Source organism: Aggregatibacter actinomycetemcomitans (genome assembly GCF_003130205.1).
GTDB lineage: Bacteria > Pseudomonadota > Gammaproteobacteria > Enterobacterales > Pasteurellaceae > Aggregatibacter > Aggregatibacter actinomycetemcomitans_A.
The window spans coordinates 138,420-152,522 of the sequence record NZ_NRDF01000002.1; the positions used below are offsets into that span (position 1 = coordinate 138,420).

17 protein-coding genes and 1 riboswitch are annotated in these 14,103 nt (G+C 44.3%); of the genes, 11 read left to right on the plus strand and 6 right to left on the minus strand.

The window, feature by feature from the left end; translation table 11 throughout:
* Window positions 1-27: 27 nt before the first annotated feature.
* The 11 genes from aroQ (at window position 28) to fis (ending at window position 9,827) form a co-directional block, all read left to right on the plus strand.
* The gene (gene aroQ, locus DK423_RS02745) at window positions 28-504 is read left to right on the plus strand and encodes a type II 3-dehydroquinate dehydratase (RefSeq protein ID WP_005558564.1); all 477 of its coding nucleotides are present in this window, start codon (window positions 28-30) and stop codon (window positions 502-504) included.
* 123 nt (window positions 505-627) lie between these two features.
* Window positions 628-1,095, plus strand: coding sequence for an acetyl-CoA carboxylase biotin carboxyl carrier protein (accB, locus tag DK423_RS02750; RefSeq protein ID WP_005558565.1), 468 nt, complete (start codon window positions 628-630; stop codon window positions 1,093-1,095).
* A gap of 42 nt (window positions 1,096-1,137) precedes the next feature.
* Entirely contained in the window at window positions 1,138-2,484 is a 1,347-nt protein-coding gene (gene accC / locus DK423_RS02755) for an acetyl-CoA carboxylase biotin carboxylase subunit (RefSeq protein ID WP_005558567.1), read from the plus strand.
* Window positions 2,485-2,779: 295 nt separating this feature from the next.
* Window positions 2,780-3,544, plus strand: coding sequence for a transferrin-binding protein-like solute binding protein (locus DK423_RS02760; RefSeq protein ID WP_005558569.1), 765 nt, complete (start codon window positions 2,780-2,782; stop codon window positions 3,542-3,544).
* A 64-nt stretch (window positions 3,545-3,608) separates the two neighbouring features.
* On the plus strand, window positions 3,609-5,051 hold the full coding sequence (locus DK423_RS02765) for a surface lipoprotein assembly modifier (protein WP_422108833.1): 1,443 nt from the start codon (window positions 3,609-3,611) through the stop codon (window positions 5,049-5,051).
* Between the two features lie 23 nt (window positions 5,052-5,074).
* Window positions 5,075-5,347: a YhdT family protein gene (locus DK423_RS02770; RefSeq protein ID WP_005547570.1), complete on the plus strand. Its 273-nt coding sequence runs from the start codon at window positions 5,075-5,077 to the stop codon at window positions 5,345-5,347.
* Entirely contained in the window at window positions 5,344-6,780 is a 1,437-nt protein-coding gene (gene panF / locus DK423_RS02775) for a sodium/pantothenate symporter (protein WP_005558573.1), read from the plus strand. The genes DK423_RS02770 and panF overlap by 4 nt, the downstream gene beginning before the upstream one ends.
* Before the next feature lie 18 nt (window positions 6,781-6,798).
* A complete protein-coding gene (gene fic, locus DK423_RS02780) occupies window positions 6,799-7,341 on the plus strand; it encodes a protein adenylyltransferase Fic (RefSeq protein ID WP_005558575.1) in 543 nt (180 codons plus the stop codon).
* A 12-nt stretch (window positions 7,342-7,353) separates the two neighbouring features.
* Window positions 7,354-8,238 carry a 50S ribosomal protein L11 methyltransferase gene (prmA, locus tag DK423_RS02785; protein WP_005558577.1) on the plus strand — a complete coding sequence of 295 codons (885 nt, stop codon included), beginning with the start codon at window positions 7,354-7,356 and terminating at the stop codon, window positions 8,236-8,238.
* Between the two features lie 310 nt (window positions 8,239-8,548).
* Window positions 8,549-9,523, plus strand: coding sequence for a tRNA dihydrouridine synthase DusB (gene dusB / locus DK423_RS02790; RefSeq protein WP_100199371.1), 975 nt, complete (start codon window positions 8,549-8,551; stop codon window positions 9,521-9,523).
* A 4-nt stretch (window positions 9,524-9,527) separates the two neighbouring features.
* A complete protein-coding gene (fis, locus tag DK423_RS02795) occupies window positions 9,528-9,827 on the plus strand; it encodes a DNA-binding transcriptional regulator Fis (protein ID WP_005540710.1) in 300 nt (99 codons plus the stop codon).
* Between the two features lie 131 nt (window positions 9,828-9,958).
* Here fis and DK423_RS02800 read toward each other — a convergent pair whose 3' ends face one another.
* From DK423_RS02800 to coaE, 6 genes are all read right to left on the minus strand, one after another.
* Window positions 9,959-10,513 carry a DUF5358 domain-containing protein gene (locus DK423_RS02800; protein WP_005558581.1) on the minus strand — a complete coding sequence of 185 codons (555 nt, stop codon included), beginning with the start codon at window positions 10,511-10,513 and terminating at the stop codon, window positions 9,959-9,961.
* Between the two features lie 148 nt (window positions 10,514-10,661).
* Entirely contained in the window at window positions 10,662-10,985 is a 324-nt protein-coding gene (gene raiA, locus DK423_RS02805; RefSeq protein WP_005540708.1) for a ribosome-associated translation inhibitor RaiA, read from the minus strand.
* A 228-nt stretch (window positions 10,986-11,213) separates the two neighbouring features.
* The gene (locus DK423_RS02810) at window positions 11,214-12,587 is read right to left on the minus strand and encodes an alanine/glycine:cation symporter family protein (protein WP_005558582.1); all 1,374 of its coding nucleotides are present in this window, start codon (window positions 12,585-12,587) and stop codon (window positions 11,214-11,216) included.
* Window positions 12,588-12,692: 105 nt separating this feature from the next.
* Window positions 12,693-12,841: riboswitch (glycine riboswitch) on the minus strand.
* A gap of 141 nt (window positions 12,842-12,982) precedes the next feature.
* Entirely contained in the window at window positions 12,983-13,255 is a 273-nt protein-coding gene (locus DK423_RS02815; protein WP_005558584.1) for a GNAT family N-acetyltransferase, read from the minus strand.
* Window positions 13,255-13,467: a DNA gyrase inhibitor YacG gene (gene yacG / locus DK423_RS02820; protein ID WP_005558586.1), complete on the minus strand. Its 213-nt coding sequence runs from the start codon at window positions 13,465-13,467 to the stop codon at window positions 13,255-13,257. The genes DK423_RS02815 and yacG overlap by 1 nt, the downstream gene beginning before the upstream one ends.
* Entirely contained in the window at window positions 13,457-14,080 is a 624-nt protein-coding gene (gene coaE, locus DK423_RS02825; RefSeq protein ID WP_005558588.1) for a dephospho-CoA kinase, read from the minus strand. Before coaE ends, yacG begins: the two co-directional genes overlap by 11 nt.
* Between the last annotated feature and the right edge of the window lie 23 nt (window positions 14,081-14,103).

Consider the following 14,103-nt stretch of genomic DNA (forward strand, 5'->3'; position numbering starts at 1 on the left):
ACGCAAAATGAATGAGAGGAGTAGAATATGTCATCAAAATTCAATATTTTGCTGTTAAATGGTCCGAATTTGAATATGTTAGGTGTGCGTGAACCGAGCCATTACGGGCATGTATCTTTAGGCATGATCGAAGCCAAAATGCACCAGCTGGCGGGGCTGCAAGGCGTCACATTAACCTGCTTTCAAGCCAATAGCGAAGAAAAGTTAATCGAACAAATCCATCAAAGTTTTCAAAAAGTGGATTTTATTATCATTAATCCTTCTGCTTACACGCATACCAGTGTTGCCTTGCGAGACGCGTTATTGGCGGTGGCGATTCCGTTCGTGGAAGTGCATTTGTCCAACATTTATAAACGCGAGCCGTTCCGTCATCATTCTTATTTCAGCGATGTGGCGGAAAGCGTGATTTGCGGCTGTGGCGCACAGGGCTATGAGTTTGCTTTGCAGTTCGCGTTAAGTTATTTGGCGGAAAAGCGAAATTCAGCGAAAATTGACGAAAAATAACAGAATTTTGTCGCCAAAATGATTATTTTCAGGTAATCTCTCGGGCGAAAATTTAAACTTAATCCGGACCGCACTTTTTTCACGAAAAGTGCGGTTGAAATTTGCATCTTTTAGGAAACAATTATGGACATTCGTAAAATTAAAAAATTAATCGAACTCGTTGAAGAATCGGGCATTATGGAGCTTGAGATTTCCGAAGGTGAGGAATCGGTTCGTATTAATCGCGGTTCTCCGGCTTCCGTTCAATATACCGTGCCAATGGCGGCATCGGCTGCGCCTGTTGTCGCACCGGCGCCATCCGCACCGGCAGCAAGTGCTGCTCCGGCTGCAGCGCCTGCGGCTTCCGAAGAAGTTGCCGGACACAAAATCCGTTCTCCGATGGTGGGAACGTTCTATCGTAGCCCAAGTCCTGAAGCGAAAGCGTTCGTTGAAGTGGGGCAAAGCGTGAAAGCGGGCGACGCTCTTTGTATCGTTGAAGCGATGAAAATGATGAACCGCATTGAAGCGGATAAAGCAGGCGTAGTTAAAGCTATTCTGGTAAATGATGGTGACCCTGTTGAATTTGATGAGCCGTTGATTATTATCGAATAATTAGCACAACAGACCATAATTTAAACAAAGAATGGATTGATTATGTTAGAAAAAGTTGTCATTGCCAATCGCGGTGAAATCGCACTGCGAATTTTGCGCGCCTGCAAAGAATTAGGCATTAAAACCGTCGCCGTACATTCCACCGCAGACCGTGAGTTGAAACACGTTTTGCTTGCCGATGAAACCGTATGTATCGGTCCTGCCCAATCGGCAAAAAGTTATTTAAATATCCCGGCGATTATTGCCGCCGCCGAAGTGACCGGTGCCGATGCCATTCACCCGGGTTATGGTTTCCTTTCTGAAAATGCCGATTTCGCCGAACAGGTGGAAAGTTCAGGCTTCATTTTTATCGGTCCTACCGCCGATGTGATTCGTTTAATGGGTGATAAAGTATCTGCCATTAACGCCATGAAAAAAGCCGGCGTGCCTTGCGTGCCAGGTTCTGACGGTCCGTTAAGTTCCGACATCGTGAAAAATAAAGAAATCGCCAAACGTATCGGCTACCCGATTATTATTAAAGCCTCCGGTGGCGGTGGCGGTCGTGGTATGCGCGTGGTGCGTAGCGAAGATGCCTTGGAAGAATCCATTGCCATGACCAAAGCGGAAGCCAAAGCCGCTTTTAACAACGACATGGTTTATATGGAAAAATACCTGGAAAATCCGCGCCATGTGGAAATCCAAGTGTTAGCCGACACCCATGGCAACGCGGTATATCTTGCGGAACGTGATTGCTCCATGCAGCGTCGCCACCAAAAAGTGGTGGAAGAAGCACCGGCACCGGGCATTACCGAAGAAGTACGTCGCGACATCGGTTCCCGTTGTGCGAAAGCCTGCGTCGAAATCGGTTATCGTGGTGCGGGCACTTTTGAGTTCTTGTATGAAAACGGTGAATTCTATTTCATTGAAATGAACACCCGTATTCAGGTAGAGCACCCGGTGACTGAAATGATCACCGGTGTGGATTTGGTAAAAGAGCAATTGCGTATCGCCTCTGGCTTGCCGATTTCTTTTAAACAGGAAGATATTAAAGTGAAAGGGCACGCTATTGAGTGCCGTATTAACGCGGAAGATCCGAAAACCTTCCTGCCTTCGCCGGGCAAAGTGGTGCATTTACACTCGCCGGGCGGATTGGGTGTGCGTTGGGATTCCCATATTTACGCCGGTTATACGGTTCCGCCGCATTATGATTCTATGATCGCTAAGCTCATCACTTACGGTGACGCCCGTGAAGTGGCGATTCGTCGTATGCAAAATGCACTATCAGAAACCATCATAGACGGTATTAAAACTAATATCCCGTTACATGATTTGATTTTAGACGATGAAAACTTCCAAAAAGGTGGCACCAATATTCACTACTTGGAGAAAAAATTAGGCATGCACGAATAAGCCGTATATTTAGCCTTAACTTAATTTAATAAAGTGCGGTCAGAAAAAATAACGTTTTTTCAATGTGTTAAAGAACTTTTTAGGGATGGGTAAGCAAAGAAATGAGCTTATGAATAAAATATTCCGGTTTTTTCGCACTTTTATTAATTTTCAATAAACGTATTTTGTTTATTGTGTTAAACTGCCCAGGCAGTTCATGCGATTACGTCCACTTAAAAATTTCAAGCAGTTATAAAATTTAGTGGATTATTAATTAAATATCAGACTATTACGTTAATTTCTAAGGAGTTTTTTTATGAGTAATTTTAAACACTCAATTTCAAAATTGAGTCTTATTGTATTAACGTCATTAACCGTTGCAGCTTGCGGCAGTGGTGGCGGTGGTTCCGGTTCTCCGGCACCTGTAGTTAATACTGGCGCTGTATTTTCAGTTTCAGAAAAAGGTAATGTATCAAAAACTTCAATAAATAGTAATTCAAATCTAAAAGCGTTAGATATTGGTGGACATAAAATTAATCTACTTGAAGATTCTGATAGTTATAGTTTTATAGGCGAGAACAATAGCCTTTATCAGTATGGTTATTTATTTTCTAAGACAGAAGATTTGCCTAATGATCAAGTATTTTATAATGGTAAAACTGCCAAAGATATACCTAGTGTAGGCGAAGTTAAATACTTAGGCAGTGTGGTTATAGCTGGTCAGAAGAGAGATGGTGCTCCTATCGGGGTCGGTGATCAAATTACAAAAGGTAAAGCAGAAATTAGAGCTGATTTTGGGTCTAAAAAATTAGATGGTAAATTTATTTTTGGACCAGGAACTTTAGAACGTACAGGGATGTCCGCTGATTCTCAAGTAATTAATATGAATGCGACTATTTCTAACAACAGTTTTGAGGGAAAAGCTAAATCTGAGCATTTATCCGGTGAAGCTGCCGTGGAAGGTAAGTTCTATGGTAATAATGCAGAGGCATTGGCTGGCGCATTTCATAGATCAGGAGAGAAACCTTGGTATGGTGCGTTTGGTGCAAAAAAAGATGACAGTGCTAAACCTAATCCATAGTTCTTAATGAATAGAATAAAGCAAGCCACGGCTTGCTTTATTCATTTCTACAAATTTATACGCAATGAAACTTAACCATTCTTTTTTATTTTTTGCTTTGTCACTTGCAGCAACAAGTATGGTCTACGCCGAAGAGAGACCGGAACCGAGAAATAATTTGCCGGAAGAGCGCATTCAGGTGGCGAAACCTCAGCTTGCGCAACCGCAGCCGGTGCAAACAGAGAGTAGCGATAATAAGCACACGCTTTCCATCACCAAAGAAGAGCTGGCGAAGCATCCTGATTTAATTATTCGCGGATTGATTCCGGCAGTGCTGCAGAATAATACGGAGGCGGTGGAACTGCTGTTGCCGTTATACCAGAATCTGCCACAGCAGGATCCATTTTTGTTAGCTTGGGCGGAGGCCATTATAGCGACCAAACAAGGGAATTATTCCCGTGCGGTGCAGGAATATCGCACTTTGTTTGCACAACGCCCCGATATTTTGCAGTTGCGTTATCAATTGGCGCACGCGTTATTTTTGAATAATGATAACGAAGCGGCAAAAGATCAGTTTCAAAAACTCCGTGCGGAAGTGAATGACGAACAATCACAGCACGTGATCGATCAGTATTTAACGGCGATCAACCAACGTGATCAATGGAGAATCAGCAGCGGTATTAGTTTTTTAAATGAATCGAACGTCAGTAATGCACCAAAAGCGGGCACACGTATCGGTGGCTGGCAGGCGTGGCAGCGCGAATCGGCACACGGGCTTTCTTATTATCTCAGTAGTGAAAAGAAATGGTCGCTGCCAAAAAATGTCTTCGCCAAATTTATTTGGGACGGACAAGGCAAATATTATTGGGATAACAAGAAATATAACGAATTCAACGCCCGTATCGGGGCAGGCTTGGGCTATCAAACGGCAAATACCGAAGTGGTGTTGTTGCCTTTCACCGAACGTCGTTGGTATTCCGGCGGATCTTCCGGCAGTGATGCTATGAAGCAATTTTCTAAAAACTCCGGTGTACGTTTTGAATTAAGCCATTGGTTCCATAAAATGTGGCAAATTTCCACCGCACTTGAGTATGGCGAACAGCGTTATGTGAAGCGCAAACATTTAAGCGGCAATAATTATTTGTGGTCGAACACCTTGTTATTCTTGCCTTACAGCGGTCAATATTGGTTTGCCGGGGTGGATTACAACCGTGAAAATACCCGCGATAGCGATAATGCCTATCAGCGTAAAAATCTTCGTTTGGGCTGGGTGCAGGAATGGCCGTTGGGCATTTCTACCCGCATTTCCCTTGCCTATGCCAGACGAACTTATAACAACATTGATTTCTTTAGCATTCGCCAAAAAAACAACGAATATCAAGCCGCACTTACTGTATGGCATCGTAACCTGTACTTTTTAGGCATCACTCCTAAACTAACCTGGTCGTATCAAAAAAACGACAGCAATCATCCGTTTTATCGTTATGATAAAAACCGGATTTATTTAGAAATGAGCAAAACTTTTTAAGGTTTTCAATGAAGGATGATGTAATGGATTTACAACAACGCTATAAACAAGCCACGAAAGAAGCGCGGTGGTCGCTGGGTTTAACGCTGCTTTATGTGGTCGGTTGGTGCTTATGCGCGTATTTGCCAAAAGGTACGCACGGTCCTATGGGTTTTCCGTTGTGGTTTGAACTTGCCTGTATTTATCTGCCGATTCTGTTTATTGTGGTGGCATATTGGCTGATTAAAATTGTATTTCAGGATATTCCGTTGGATGTGGAATCCCAAACGCAAAACATGACGGAGAATAAACAGTGAATTTAGGCATTATTTTTCCGTTAGTGATTTATTTGGCGTTTGTATTCGGCGCGGCGATTTACGCTTATGTTAAACGCCAAAAAAGCGGCGATTTTCTTTCCGAATATTACGTGGGCAACCGCTCCATGACAGGCTTTGTACTCGCCATGACCACCGCCTCCACTTATGCCAGCGCCAGTTCTTTCATCGGCGGACCGGGTGCCGCGTATAAATACGGCTTGGGTTGGGTGTTGCTTGCCATGATTCAAGTGCCGGCAGTGTGGTTGGCGCTCGGTGCTTTGGGGAAAAAATTCGCATTACTTTCCCGCAAAACCAACGCTTTAACAATCAACGATCTGCTTCTGTATCGCTACAAAAACAAATATTTAGTGTGGATTGCCTGTGTGGCGTTGCTTATCGCCTTTTTTGCCGCCATGACCGTGCAGTTTATCGGCGGCGCCCGTTTATTGGAGACTACCATCGGCATTCCTTATACCCAAGCCTTGTTGATTTTTGCCCTGACAGTGGGGATTTATACCTTTGTCGGCGGCTTCCGCGCGGTGGTACTGACGGATACCATCCAAGGCACAGTGATGATTTTAGGTACCATTGTGTTATTGGTCGGTGTGATTTATCAGGTGGGCGGCGTAGAAAGTGCGGTCAAAAAATTAACTGAAATCGACCCAGGCCTGGTTAGCCCGTACGGACCGAACGACATGCTGGATTTTCAATTCATGGCGTCCTTCTGGATTTTGGTGTGCTTTGGTGTAGTCGGCTTGCCGCACACGGCGGTACGTTGCATGGCATTTAAAGACAGCAAAGCCTTGCACAGTGGTATGCTTATTGGCACTATTGTGTTGACGGTGGTTATGTTAGGTATGCACTTGGCGGGTGCATTAGGTCGTGTTGTAGTGCCGGCTTTAACAGTGTCGGACAAAGTCATTCCAAGCCTAATGTTACAAGTGTTACCGCCTATCGTCGCGGGCATTTTCCTTGCTGCGCCGATGTCGGCAATCATGTCTACGGTGGATGCGCAGCTGATTCAATCTTCTTCCATTTTCGTGAAGGATTTATATTTAGCGACAAAACCACAGGCGGCGCAAAATCAAAAACGTATCGGGCGAATCTCCTCAATAATTACGTTAATTTTGACCGCACTTTTAATCTTCGCCTCCCTCAATCCGCCGGATATGATCATTTGGCTGAATCTGTTTGCCTTCGGTGGGTTGGAAGCGGCATTTTTGTGGGTCATCGTACTCGGCTTATATTGGGATAAAGCCAATGCTTACGGAGCGATCAGCTCCATGTTAGCAGGTTTAATCTCATTTATTTTGCTCACCCAATTCGGCATTAAATTATTCGGCTTCAACCCTATTGTCCCGGCGCTGGTTTTCGGCTTGGCGGCGTTTTGGGTGGGAAATAAAATAGGAGGAATTGCTGATAAAGTGCGGTGAAAATAACGGGTGAATTCAATGAAAAAAACAGATCAGCACAGTTTAGAAAATGCTTACCGCTTGTTTGAAACGGGTGATATTCATCAAATGGAAGTGGGAACTACGCGGGGATTGCAGCAGATTCATCGCTATTTATTTCAAGATTTGTATGAGTTTGCCGGCGTGATTCGGGAACAAAATATTTCCAAGGGAAATTTTCGTTTTGCCAACTCGCTTTATTTAAAGGAGGCGTTAGGGAAAATAGAGCAAATGCCCGAAAGCAGTTTTGAAGACATTATTAACAAATATGTGGAAATGAATATTGCGCATCCGTTTTTGGAAGGAAATGGACGTTCAACCCGTATTTGGTTAGATTTAATTTTAAAGAAAAACTTAGGCAAAGTGGTTAATTGGCAAAATGTAGATAAAACGTTGTATTTACAAGCTATGGAGCGCAGTCCGATTAATGATTTGGAAATTCGCTTTTTATTACAAAGTAATTTGACTGATGATGTGAATAACCGTGAGATGATTTTTAAAGGTATTGAGCAATCTTATTATTACGAAGGTTACGGGAAATAATAAGGAATAAGTATGGCTTGGATTCAAATTCGCCTGAACAGTACTAACGAAAAGGCAGAGCAACTCAGTGATTTCTTAGAAGAAATCGGATCGGTATCAGTGACTTTTATGGACAGTCAGGACACGCCGATTTTTGAGCCGCTGCCGGGGGAAACCCGTTTGTGGGGTAATACGGATGTGATTGCTTTGTTTGATGCGGAAACCGACATGAACGCGGTGGTGACGCAGCTTAAACAGGCAAAGTATTTGGACAATCATGCCGCTTATAAAATCGAGCAAATCGAAGATAAAGATTGGGAACGTGAATGGATGGATAATTTCCACCCGATGCAATTCGGCAAGCGCTTGTGGATTTGTCCGAGTTGGCGTGAAGTGCCTGATCCGAATGCGGTGAACGTGATGCTTGATCCGGGGCTGGCGTTCGGTACGGGAACCCACCCGACTACGGCGTTATGCCTGGAGTGGCTGGACGGCTTAGGTTTGCAAGGCAAAACTGTGATTGATTTCGGTTGCGGTTCCGGCATTCTTGCTATTGCGGCGTTGAAACTGGGGGCAAAAAGTGCGGTAGGTATTGACATCGATCCGCAGGCGATTCTGGCAAGTCGCAATAATGCGGAGCAAAACGGCGTCGCCGATCGTTTACAGCTATGTTTGTCTGATGAAAGACCGTCGGATTTAAACGCCGATGTAGTGGTGGCGAACATTCTCGCTGGGCCGTTAAAAGAGCTTTATCCCGTGATTAGCCAACTGGTGCAACCAAACGGCGATTTGGGGTTGTCGGGCATTCTGGCAACCCAGGCGCAGTCCGTGTGCGATGCTTATGCCGAGGGTTTTGTGTTGGCGCCGGTGGCAGAACGTGAAGAATGGTGTCGGATTACGGGCAAGCTGAGATGTTGAATCATGCCCTATGACATAAAAGTGTGGTGGTTTTTAGCGGTGTTTTCAAGCGCTGAAAAACAGTGAAAAAAATCACCGCACTTTTTGTTTTCCCCCTTCAATTACTTCAAAATCCATATAAAATTTATGGATAATGTCAAGCCTTTCTTATGATTTTTTTTCAGAAATTTGACGAAGTTAAAAGAATGAAAAAAATTTACAGATTGTCTAAAAAATACACTTTTCAAACGCCTTAAAAGTGCGTATGATAGCCCACCTTGTCGGTTGGCAAGGGTATTTGGTCAAGTTGCCGGAAAGTAGTGGGGTCGCGGTGCGCATTGGTTATTATCAATTAAAAAATCGCATTTTATTGGCTCCTATGGCAGGTGTTACCGATCTGCCTTTTCGGCGAATTTGCGCCAATTATGGTGCAGGTTTGACCTTCTCCGAAATGATGTCAACCAATCCACAGGTATGGCATACCGAGAAATCGAAACTGCGCTTGGCGCATCACCAAGAAGCAGGGATTAATGCCGTACAAATCGCGGGTTCCGATCCTGATGAAATGGCGCAAGCCGCTCAAGTGAATGTGGAATACGGCGCTCAGATTATCGATATTAATATGGGCTGTCCGGCAAAAAAGGTGAATCGTAAAATGGCGGGTTCCGCCCTTTTGCAATATCCTGACTTGGTTCGACGGATTCTTGAGGCTGTGGTGAAAGCAGTTAAGGTTCCGGTAACCTTGAAGATTCGCACAGGTTGGGATATGGAAAATCGAAATTGTGTAGAAATCGCCAAAATCGCAGAACAAAGCGGAATTCAAGCGCTCACCGTGCATGGTCGTACGCGCGCCTGTAAATTTGAAGGTGTGGCGGAATACGATTCCATTAAAGCGGTGAAGCAAAATGTTTCCCTTCCGGTGATTGCCAACGGCGATATAACTTCTGCCGAACAAGCCAAATTCGTTCTCGATTACACGGGGGCGGACGGCATAATGATCGGACGTGGTGCATTGGGGCGACCTTGGTTGTTTCAAACGGTGGTCGGCTTAATTGAGCAACATTCGATCGTTGCGGAACCAAGTTTAGAAGAAAAATGTAGTGTGATTTTGCAGCATATCCGCGATCTTCATCGGTTTTACGGCGAAGAAAAAGGGTATCGCATCGCACGCAAGCATATCGCTTGGTACTTACAGGATATTCACCCCGATTCTGTTTTTAAGCAACGTTTTAATGCGCTAACCTCTGCGAAAGAGCAATTACACGCGTTAGAGCAATTTTTTAAGTTAATTGATTTACATGGATAGAACAATGTTAGAACAACAACGCAATCCGGCTGAAGCGTTAACGGTTTCAGTATTAAATTCTCAGTCACAAGTAACCAATAAACCTCTGCGTGATTCGGTAAAACAGGCTTTAAGAAACTACTTGTCTCAATTGGATGGTCAAGATGTAAATGAGCTTTACGAATTGGTCTTGGCAGAAGTTGAACATCCGATGTTAGATATGGTGATGCAATATACCCGTGGTAACCAAACCCGTGCGGCAACAATGCTTGGCATTAACCGCGGTACATTGCGTAAAAAATTAAAAAAATACGGTATGGGTTAGTTTTTAACTCATTTTTTACCATCGCCCTTGTCCTGTTGGCAAGGGTTTTTCATTGAATAAATACGTTTTTTATGGGCATCACAATAAAACGTACACTTGCTTTCTGAAGTACGTTTGGTTTTTCCGGAATATTAGAGTAGCAATGTAGTACCCCATTTTATGATATCAAAGAAGAATCTATTTTCACTGGTAGCAACTCCTTGATCCGAATTCTCTCCACTTTCGGTTTTCTTTTCTTCAATCATACCATTTTTATATTTACCTTTAACTACATCTAAATCATCGCGGGCATTAGTACGTAAGGTTTGGCATTTAAGATTATCTAAATACTCAACTTCTTCAAACTTAAATTTCTTATATTGATAAGTAGCGTATAACATAGATTTTTCATCATTTTGAATTATTTTTAAGTATTTTTCTCCGATGATGTTTTCTAATGGATATAAAAGTATGTATTGAGAATAAATATAAGTATCTTCTCGAGAAAAATGTTCTTTTTGTATTCGGGTTAAATTAGGGTAAATACACTGTTCTGCTTGTTTACTATCAAAGGCCCAACGTTTTGCATCAATGTCGGATAGTAGATAATCGGCGCCGGCAAATTCCCCTGGGATTGGTGTTATAGGATCATCTGCACATCCGACTAATAGTAGCGTAACTACAGAAAAAATAATTTTTTTTAACATTCCTTAGCCTTATATAAATTTAAAGAAAGCGAAGCTGTATTCTAGCAATAAGTTATCCATTGATAAATGGCTTGTTTGTAGGAAAGAACAAGGGGGGAAAAATTAGAAACCGCACTGTGAAAAGTGCGGTCATTTTCACAGGTGTTTTTTATTCATTAAACGAATCTTTTAAGCGTTCTTCTGCGCGGCGGGATTCACTCTTGTGCTGTAGCTTATTGAGCTGTCTCTCCAATTTTTCTTCTACGTCGTTGATGGCTTTGTACATATCTTCCTCTTCGGCACTGGCAATCAGATTGCCGAACGGGGTGCCGATGGAAGCATCAACAGAGAAGCCCTTAGGGGTTTTATTTAAAATAAAGTGAGGATTTATCAGTTGGGTATGCCATTTTTTCAGTTTGCTGAGCCGTTCTTCAACGTGGGCACGGATTGCAGGGGTGATATCCATTTGTTTGCTTGTGATATTTAATGTCATAGCATTTACCTCTTATTGTTGTGAATGGGTCGAAGACCCGGTTAAAATCCTTAGTTACAACATAGTTATGTTGATCGGACTTTTCAAGGTTTTTTTTGATGGTTGGAGGAGAAAATCCGAAAAATATGATCTGGGTCTGATACTTGAAAAAAGAAACCTTTTTTGTGAACTAAACTTGTTATGATAAAGTGGATATTGTTTTTGAATATCCACTTTTACACCACTACATTACGCCATTTCATCCAGGTCGCGTTTATTGGTTTTCAAACGGGCAAAATAATCTTTGGTTTCCTCAATCACCACTTTACGTAAGCCGATTAACGCCACCAAATTCGGGAAAACCATTAGACCATTGACGATATCTGCCAGAATCCAAATGAGATTTAACTGAATAAACGCCCCGTAGCCCACCAAGGCAATGAACACGGCGCGGTAAAGCTTAATGCCTTTGATCCCGACCAAATACACAAAACAGCGTTCGCCGTAATAACACCAGCCGAGAATTGTCGTAAAGGCGAAGAACAGCAAGCCAATGGTCACAATAGTCGCACCGATGGAGGAGTTTAAACCGCTGGAAAAGGCGAAATTGGTGACGGCGGCGCCTTCCATGCCGGGCGATTGCCAGGCGCCGGTAAGCACCAACACAATGCCTGTCATGGTGCAGACAATGATCGTATCAAGGAATGTGCCGGTCATGGAAATTAACCCTTGGCGCACCGGCTCTTTGGTTTGCGCGGCAGCAGCGGCAATAGGCGCACTTCCTAAGCCTGATTCATTAGAGAAAATCCCCCGCGCCACGCCCGATTGAATAGCTTTCATGACGCTAAAGCCCAGCGCGCCGCCCAATGCCGCTTCAGGATTGAAAGCACTGTGAACGATTAACTGAAGTGCGGTCGGAATTTTTTCTAAATTTAACAGCACAATGACGATGGAAGTAGCGACATAAGATAATGCCATAAACGGCACGATGTAAGAGGACACCAAAGCGATACGTTTTACCCCGCCGAGAATAATCAAGCCCACTAAAATGGTGATAACCGCCGCCGTCGCAGGAATCGGAATGCTGAAGGTGTCGTTCATGGCGTGGGTGATGGCGTTTACTTGCGGGAAGGTGCCGATACCGAAAAATGCCACCAACACGCCGAACATGGCAAACAGCTTCGCCAACCAGCCTAAACCGAGTCCGCGTTCAATGTAATACATCGGACCGCCCGCCATAAAACCATTTTTATCCCGCACGCGATATTTTACCGCCAGCAAACATTCGGCGTATTTGGTCGCCATGCCGAGCAACGCCACCAGCCACATCCAGAAGATCGCTCCCGGTCCGCCCGCCTGTATGGCAGTGGCAACGCCCACGATATTTCCCGTGCCGATGGTGGCGGCAAGGGCGGTGCATAGCGCGGCGAAAGAGGACACGTCACCTTTTTGTTGAAGCCCGGCATCCCGTTTGAATAAATAGCGCAATGCGCGCGGCAGTTGGGTGATTTGAATGAAGCCAAGACGCAGAGTTAAATATAATCCCGTGCCGGATAACAAAATGAGTAGGGGCGGTCCCCATACGAAAGTATTTATTGCAGATAAAACGTCTTCTAGTGACATTTGAGGTTCCTCGTAAATAACCAAATTACAAGGAGGCGAAAAGAATGTTGCGGATCAATAAAATAAAAATTAACTCAATTGCCTTGAGTTAACGCTAACCGAATATCTCCTGCCCCTGTCCTTTTGCCTGAGCGTTTGAAAAGCGTTGTTTGATTACGCTTCTTTGCGCCTTCGGCGTCCATTAGCACTTAAAAAGTCGCTACCTTGAAAGTAGGCGCTTTAAAAGTACCTTGGATCTCTCCAAGGGTTCGTCCAGTAACAGTCCCTGCCATCGCGCCTGAAAGATTTTACCTCGTCGGCGTGGGGTCGATTCCCCGCTCTCCAGCTACCTTCGTCCGAACAATTTATGTTTGCACATAAAGTGCGGTGGATTTTAGCAAGATAATGTCAAGATCTCAATCCTGCGCCTGGTCGCGCTGCCATTTTTTTGCAATGTAGCTACAGGTCGGTTTGAGATTGAGCCGTTTTCCTCGAACGAACGCCACCAACGCCTGATATAGCTTATCCGCCCCGCCTTGCCCGCGCAGGGCTTCCGACACGTAGGTGTGGTTGGCGTTAATGGTGTTGTCGTCAATGAAAAAATAGGTGAGTTCGGCAATGCGTCGCTGCTGCTCGTCTAAAATAAAGAATGCGCCCTGTTCCGCATTTTGCTCGTGTTGAATGTGCATTAGTGTTTTACCCAATCATTGTCTTCGTTTAACAAACCGTTTGCCGCGAAATCAGCGGTTTCGCATGGAATGGCTTTTTCTTCCGCCGCCCATTCGCCTAAATCAATTAACTGACAGCGTTTGCTACAAAACGGACGATAAGGGCTTTGCTCCGACCAGACTACCGCTTTGTGGCAAATCGGGCAGGGCACAGTAAAGGTTTCATCGCTCATTGAATGTCTCCGCAAGTTGTAAATAGAGGTGGTGCAAGTCTAGCACTTTTTGCTTCAGTTGAGGCAGGCTTCGGGCTAAATCCTCGTCATTATTAATTACGTCATCGGCGTGTGTTAAGCGTTCCGTGCGGCTGACTTGCGATTGCATAATATTTTTAATGAGTGCCAACCGATTGTTATCCCGCCGACTTGCCCGTTCCAATTGGGTTTGCTCACTCACATCCACCACCAACACCCGTTGGCAGAAGGTGGTCAGGTTATTTTCAATTAACAACGGTACCACAAAAAGACAATAAGGCGCACGTTGCGCCGCCAACTGCTTTAACATTTCGCAACGAATGGCGGGGTGCAATAGTTGATTTAACCACTGTTTTTGCGATTCATCGGCAAATACCTTCTCCCGCAAGGCAGCGCGATTGAGCGAACCGTCGGCAAGCAAAATTTCCGCGCCGAAATGTTTTGTGATTTCCGCTAATAACGGCGATCCTTTTTCTACCACCTGACGCGCTACCACATCCGCATCAATCACCGGCACGCCAAGTTCGGCAAACAAATCGGCAACCGTGCTTTTGCCACTACCGATCCCGCCGGTTAACCCGACCACATAAGTCATGTTGTTTCCTTTGTTTAATCAAT

Coding starts and splice junctions, on each gene's coding strand:
- DK423_RS02765 (WP_422108833.1), top strand. CDS start 3,609: ATGAAACTTAACCATTCTTTTTTATTTTTTGCTTTGTCACTTGCAGCA.
- aroQ (WP_005558564.1), top strand. CDS start 28: ATGTCATCAAAATTCAATATTTTGCTGTTAAATGGTCCGAATTTGAAT.
- DK423_RS02815 (WP_005558584.1), bottom strand. CDS start 13,255: ATGCACATTCAACACGAGCAAAATGCGGAACAGGGCGCATTCTTTATT.
- prmA (WP_005558577.1), top strand. CDS start 7,354: ATGGCTTGGATTCAAATTCGCCTGAACAGTACTAACGAAAAGGCAGAG.
- accC (WP_005558567.1), top strand. CDS start 1,138: ATGTTAGAAAAAGTTGTCATTGCCAATCGCGGTGAAATCGCACTGCGA.
- fis (WP_005540710.1), top strand. CDS start 9,528: ATGTTAGAACAACAACGCAATCCGGCTGAAGCGTTAACGGTTTCAGTA.
- DK423_RS02800 (WP_005558581.1), bottom strand. CDS start 10,513: ATGTTAAAAAAAATTATTTTTTCTGTAGTTACGCTACTATTAGTCGGA.
- DK423_RS02810 (WP_005558582.1), bottom strand. CDS start 12,587: ATGTCACTAGAAGACGTTTTATCTGCAATAAATACTTTCGTATGGGGA.
- DK423_RS02760 (WP_005558569.1), top strand. CDS start 2,780: ATGAGTAATTTTAAACACTCAATTTCAAAATTGAGTCTTATTGTATTA.
- DK423_RS02770 (WP_005547570.1), top strand. CDS start 5,075: ATGGATTTACAACAACGCTATAAACAAGCCACGAAAGAAGCGCGGTGG.
- raiA (WP_005540708.1), bottom strand. CDS start 10,985: ATGACATTAAATATCACAAGCAAACAAATGGATATCACCCCTGCAATC.
- yacG (WP_005558586.1), bottom strand. CDS start 13,467: ATGAGCGATGAAACCTTTACTGTGCCCTGCCCGATTTGCCACAAAGCG.
- coaE (WP_005558588.1), bottom strand. CDS start 14,080: ATGACTTATGTGGTCGGGTTAACCGGCGGGATCGGTAGTGGCAAAAGC.
- accB (WP_005558565.1), top strand. CDS start 628: ATGGACATTCGTAAAATTAAAAAATTAATCGAACTCGTTGAAGAATCG.
- fic (WP_005558575.1), top strand. CDS start 6,799: ATGAAAAAAACAGATCAGCACAGTTTAGAAAATGCTTACCGCTTGTTT.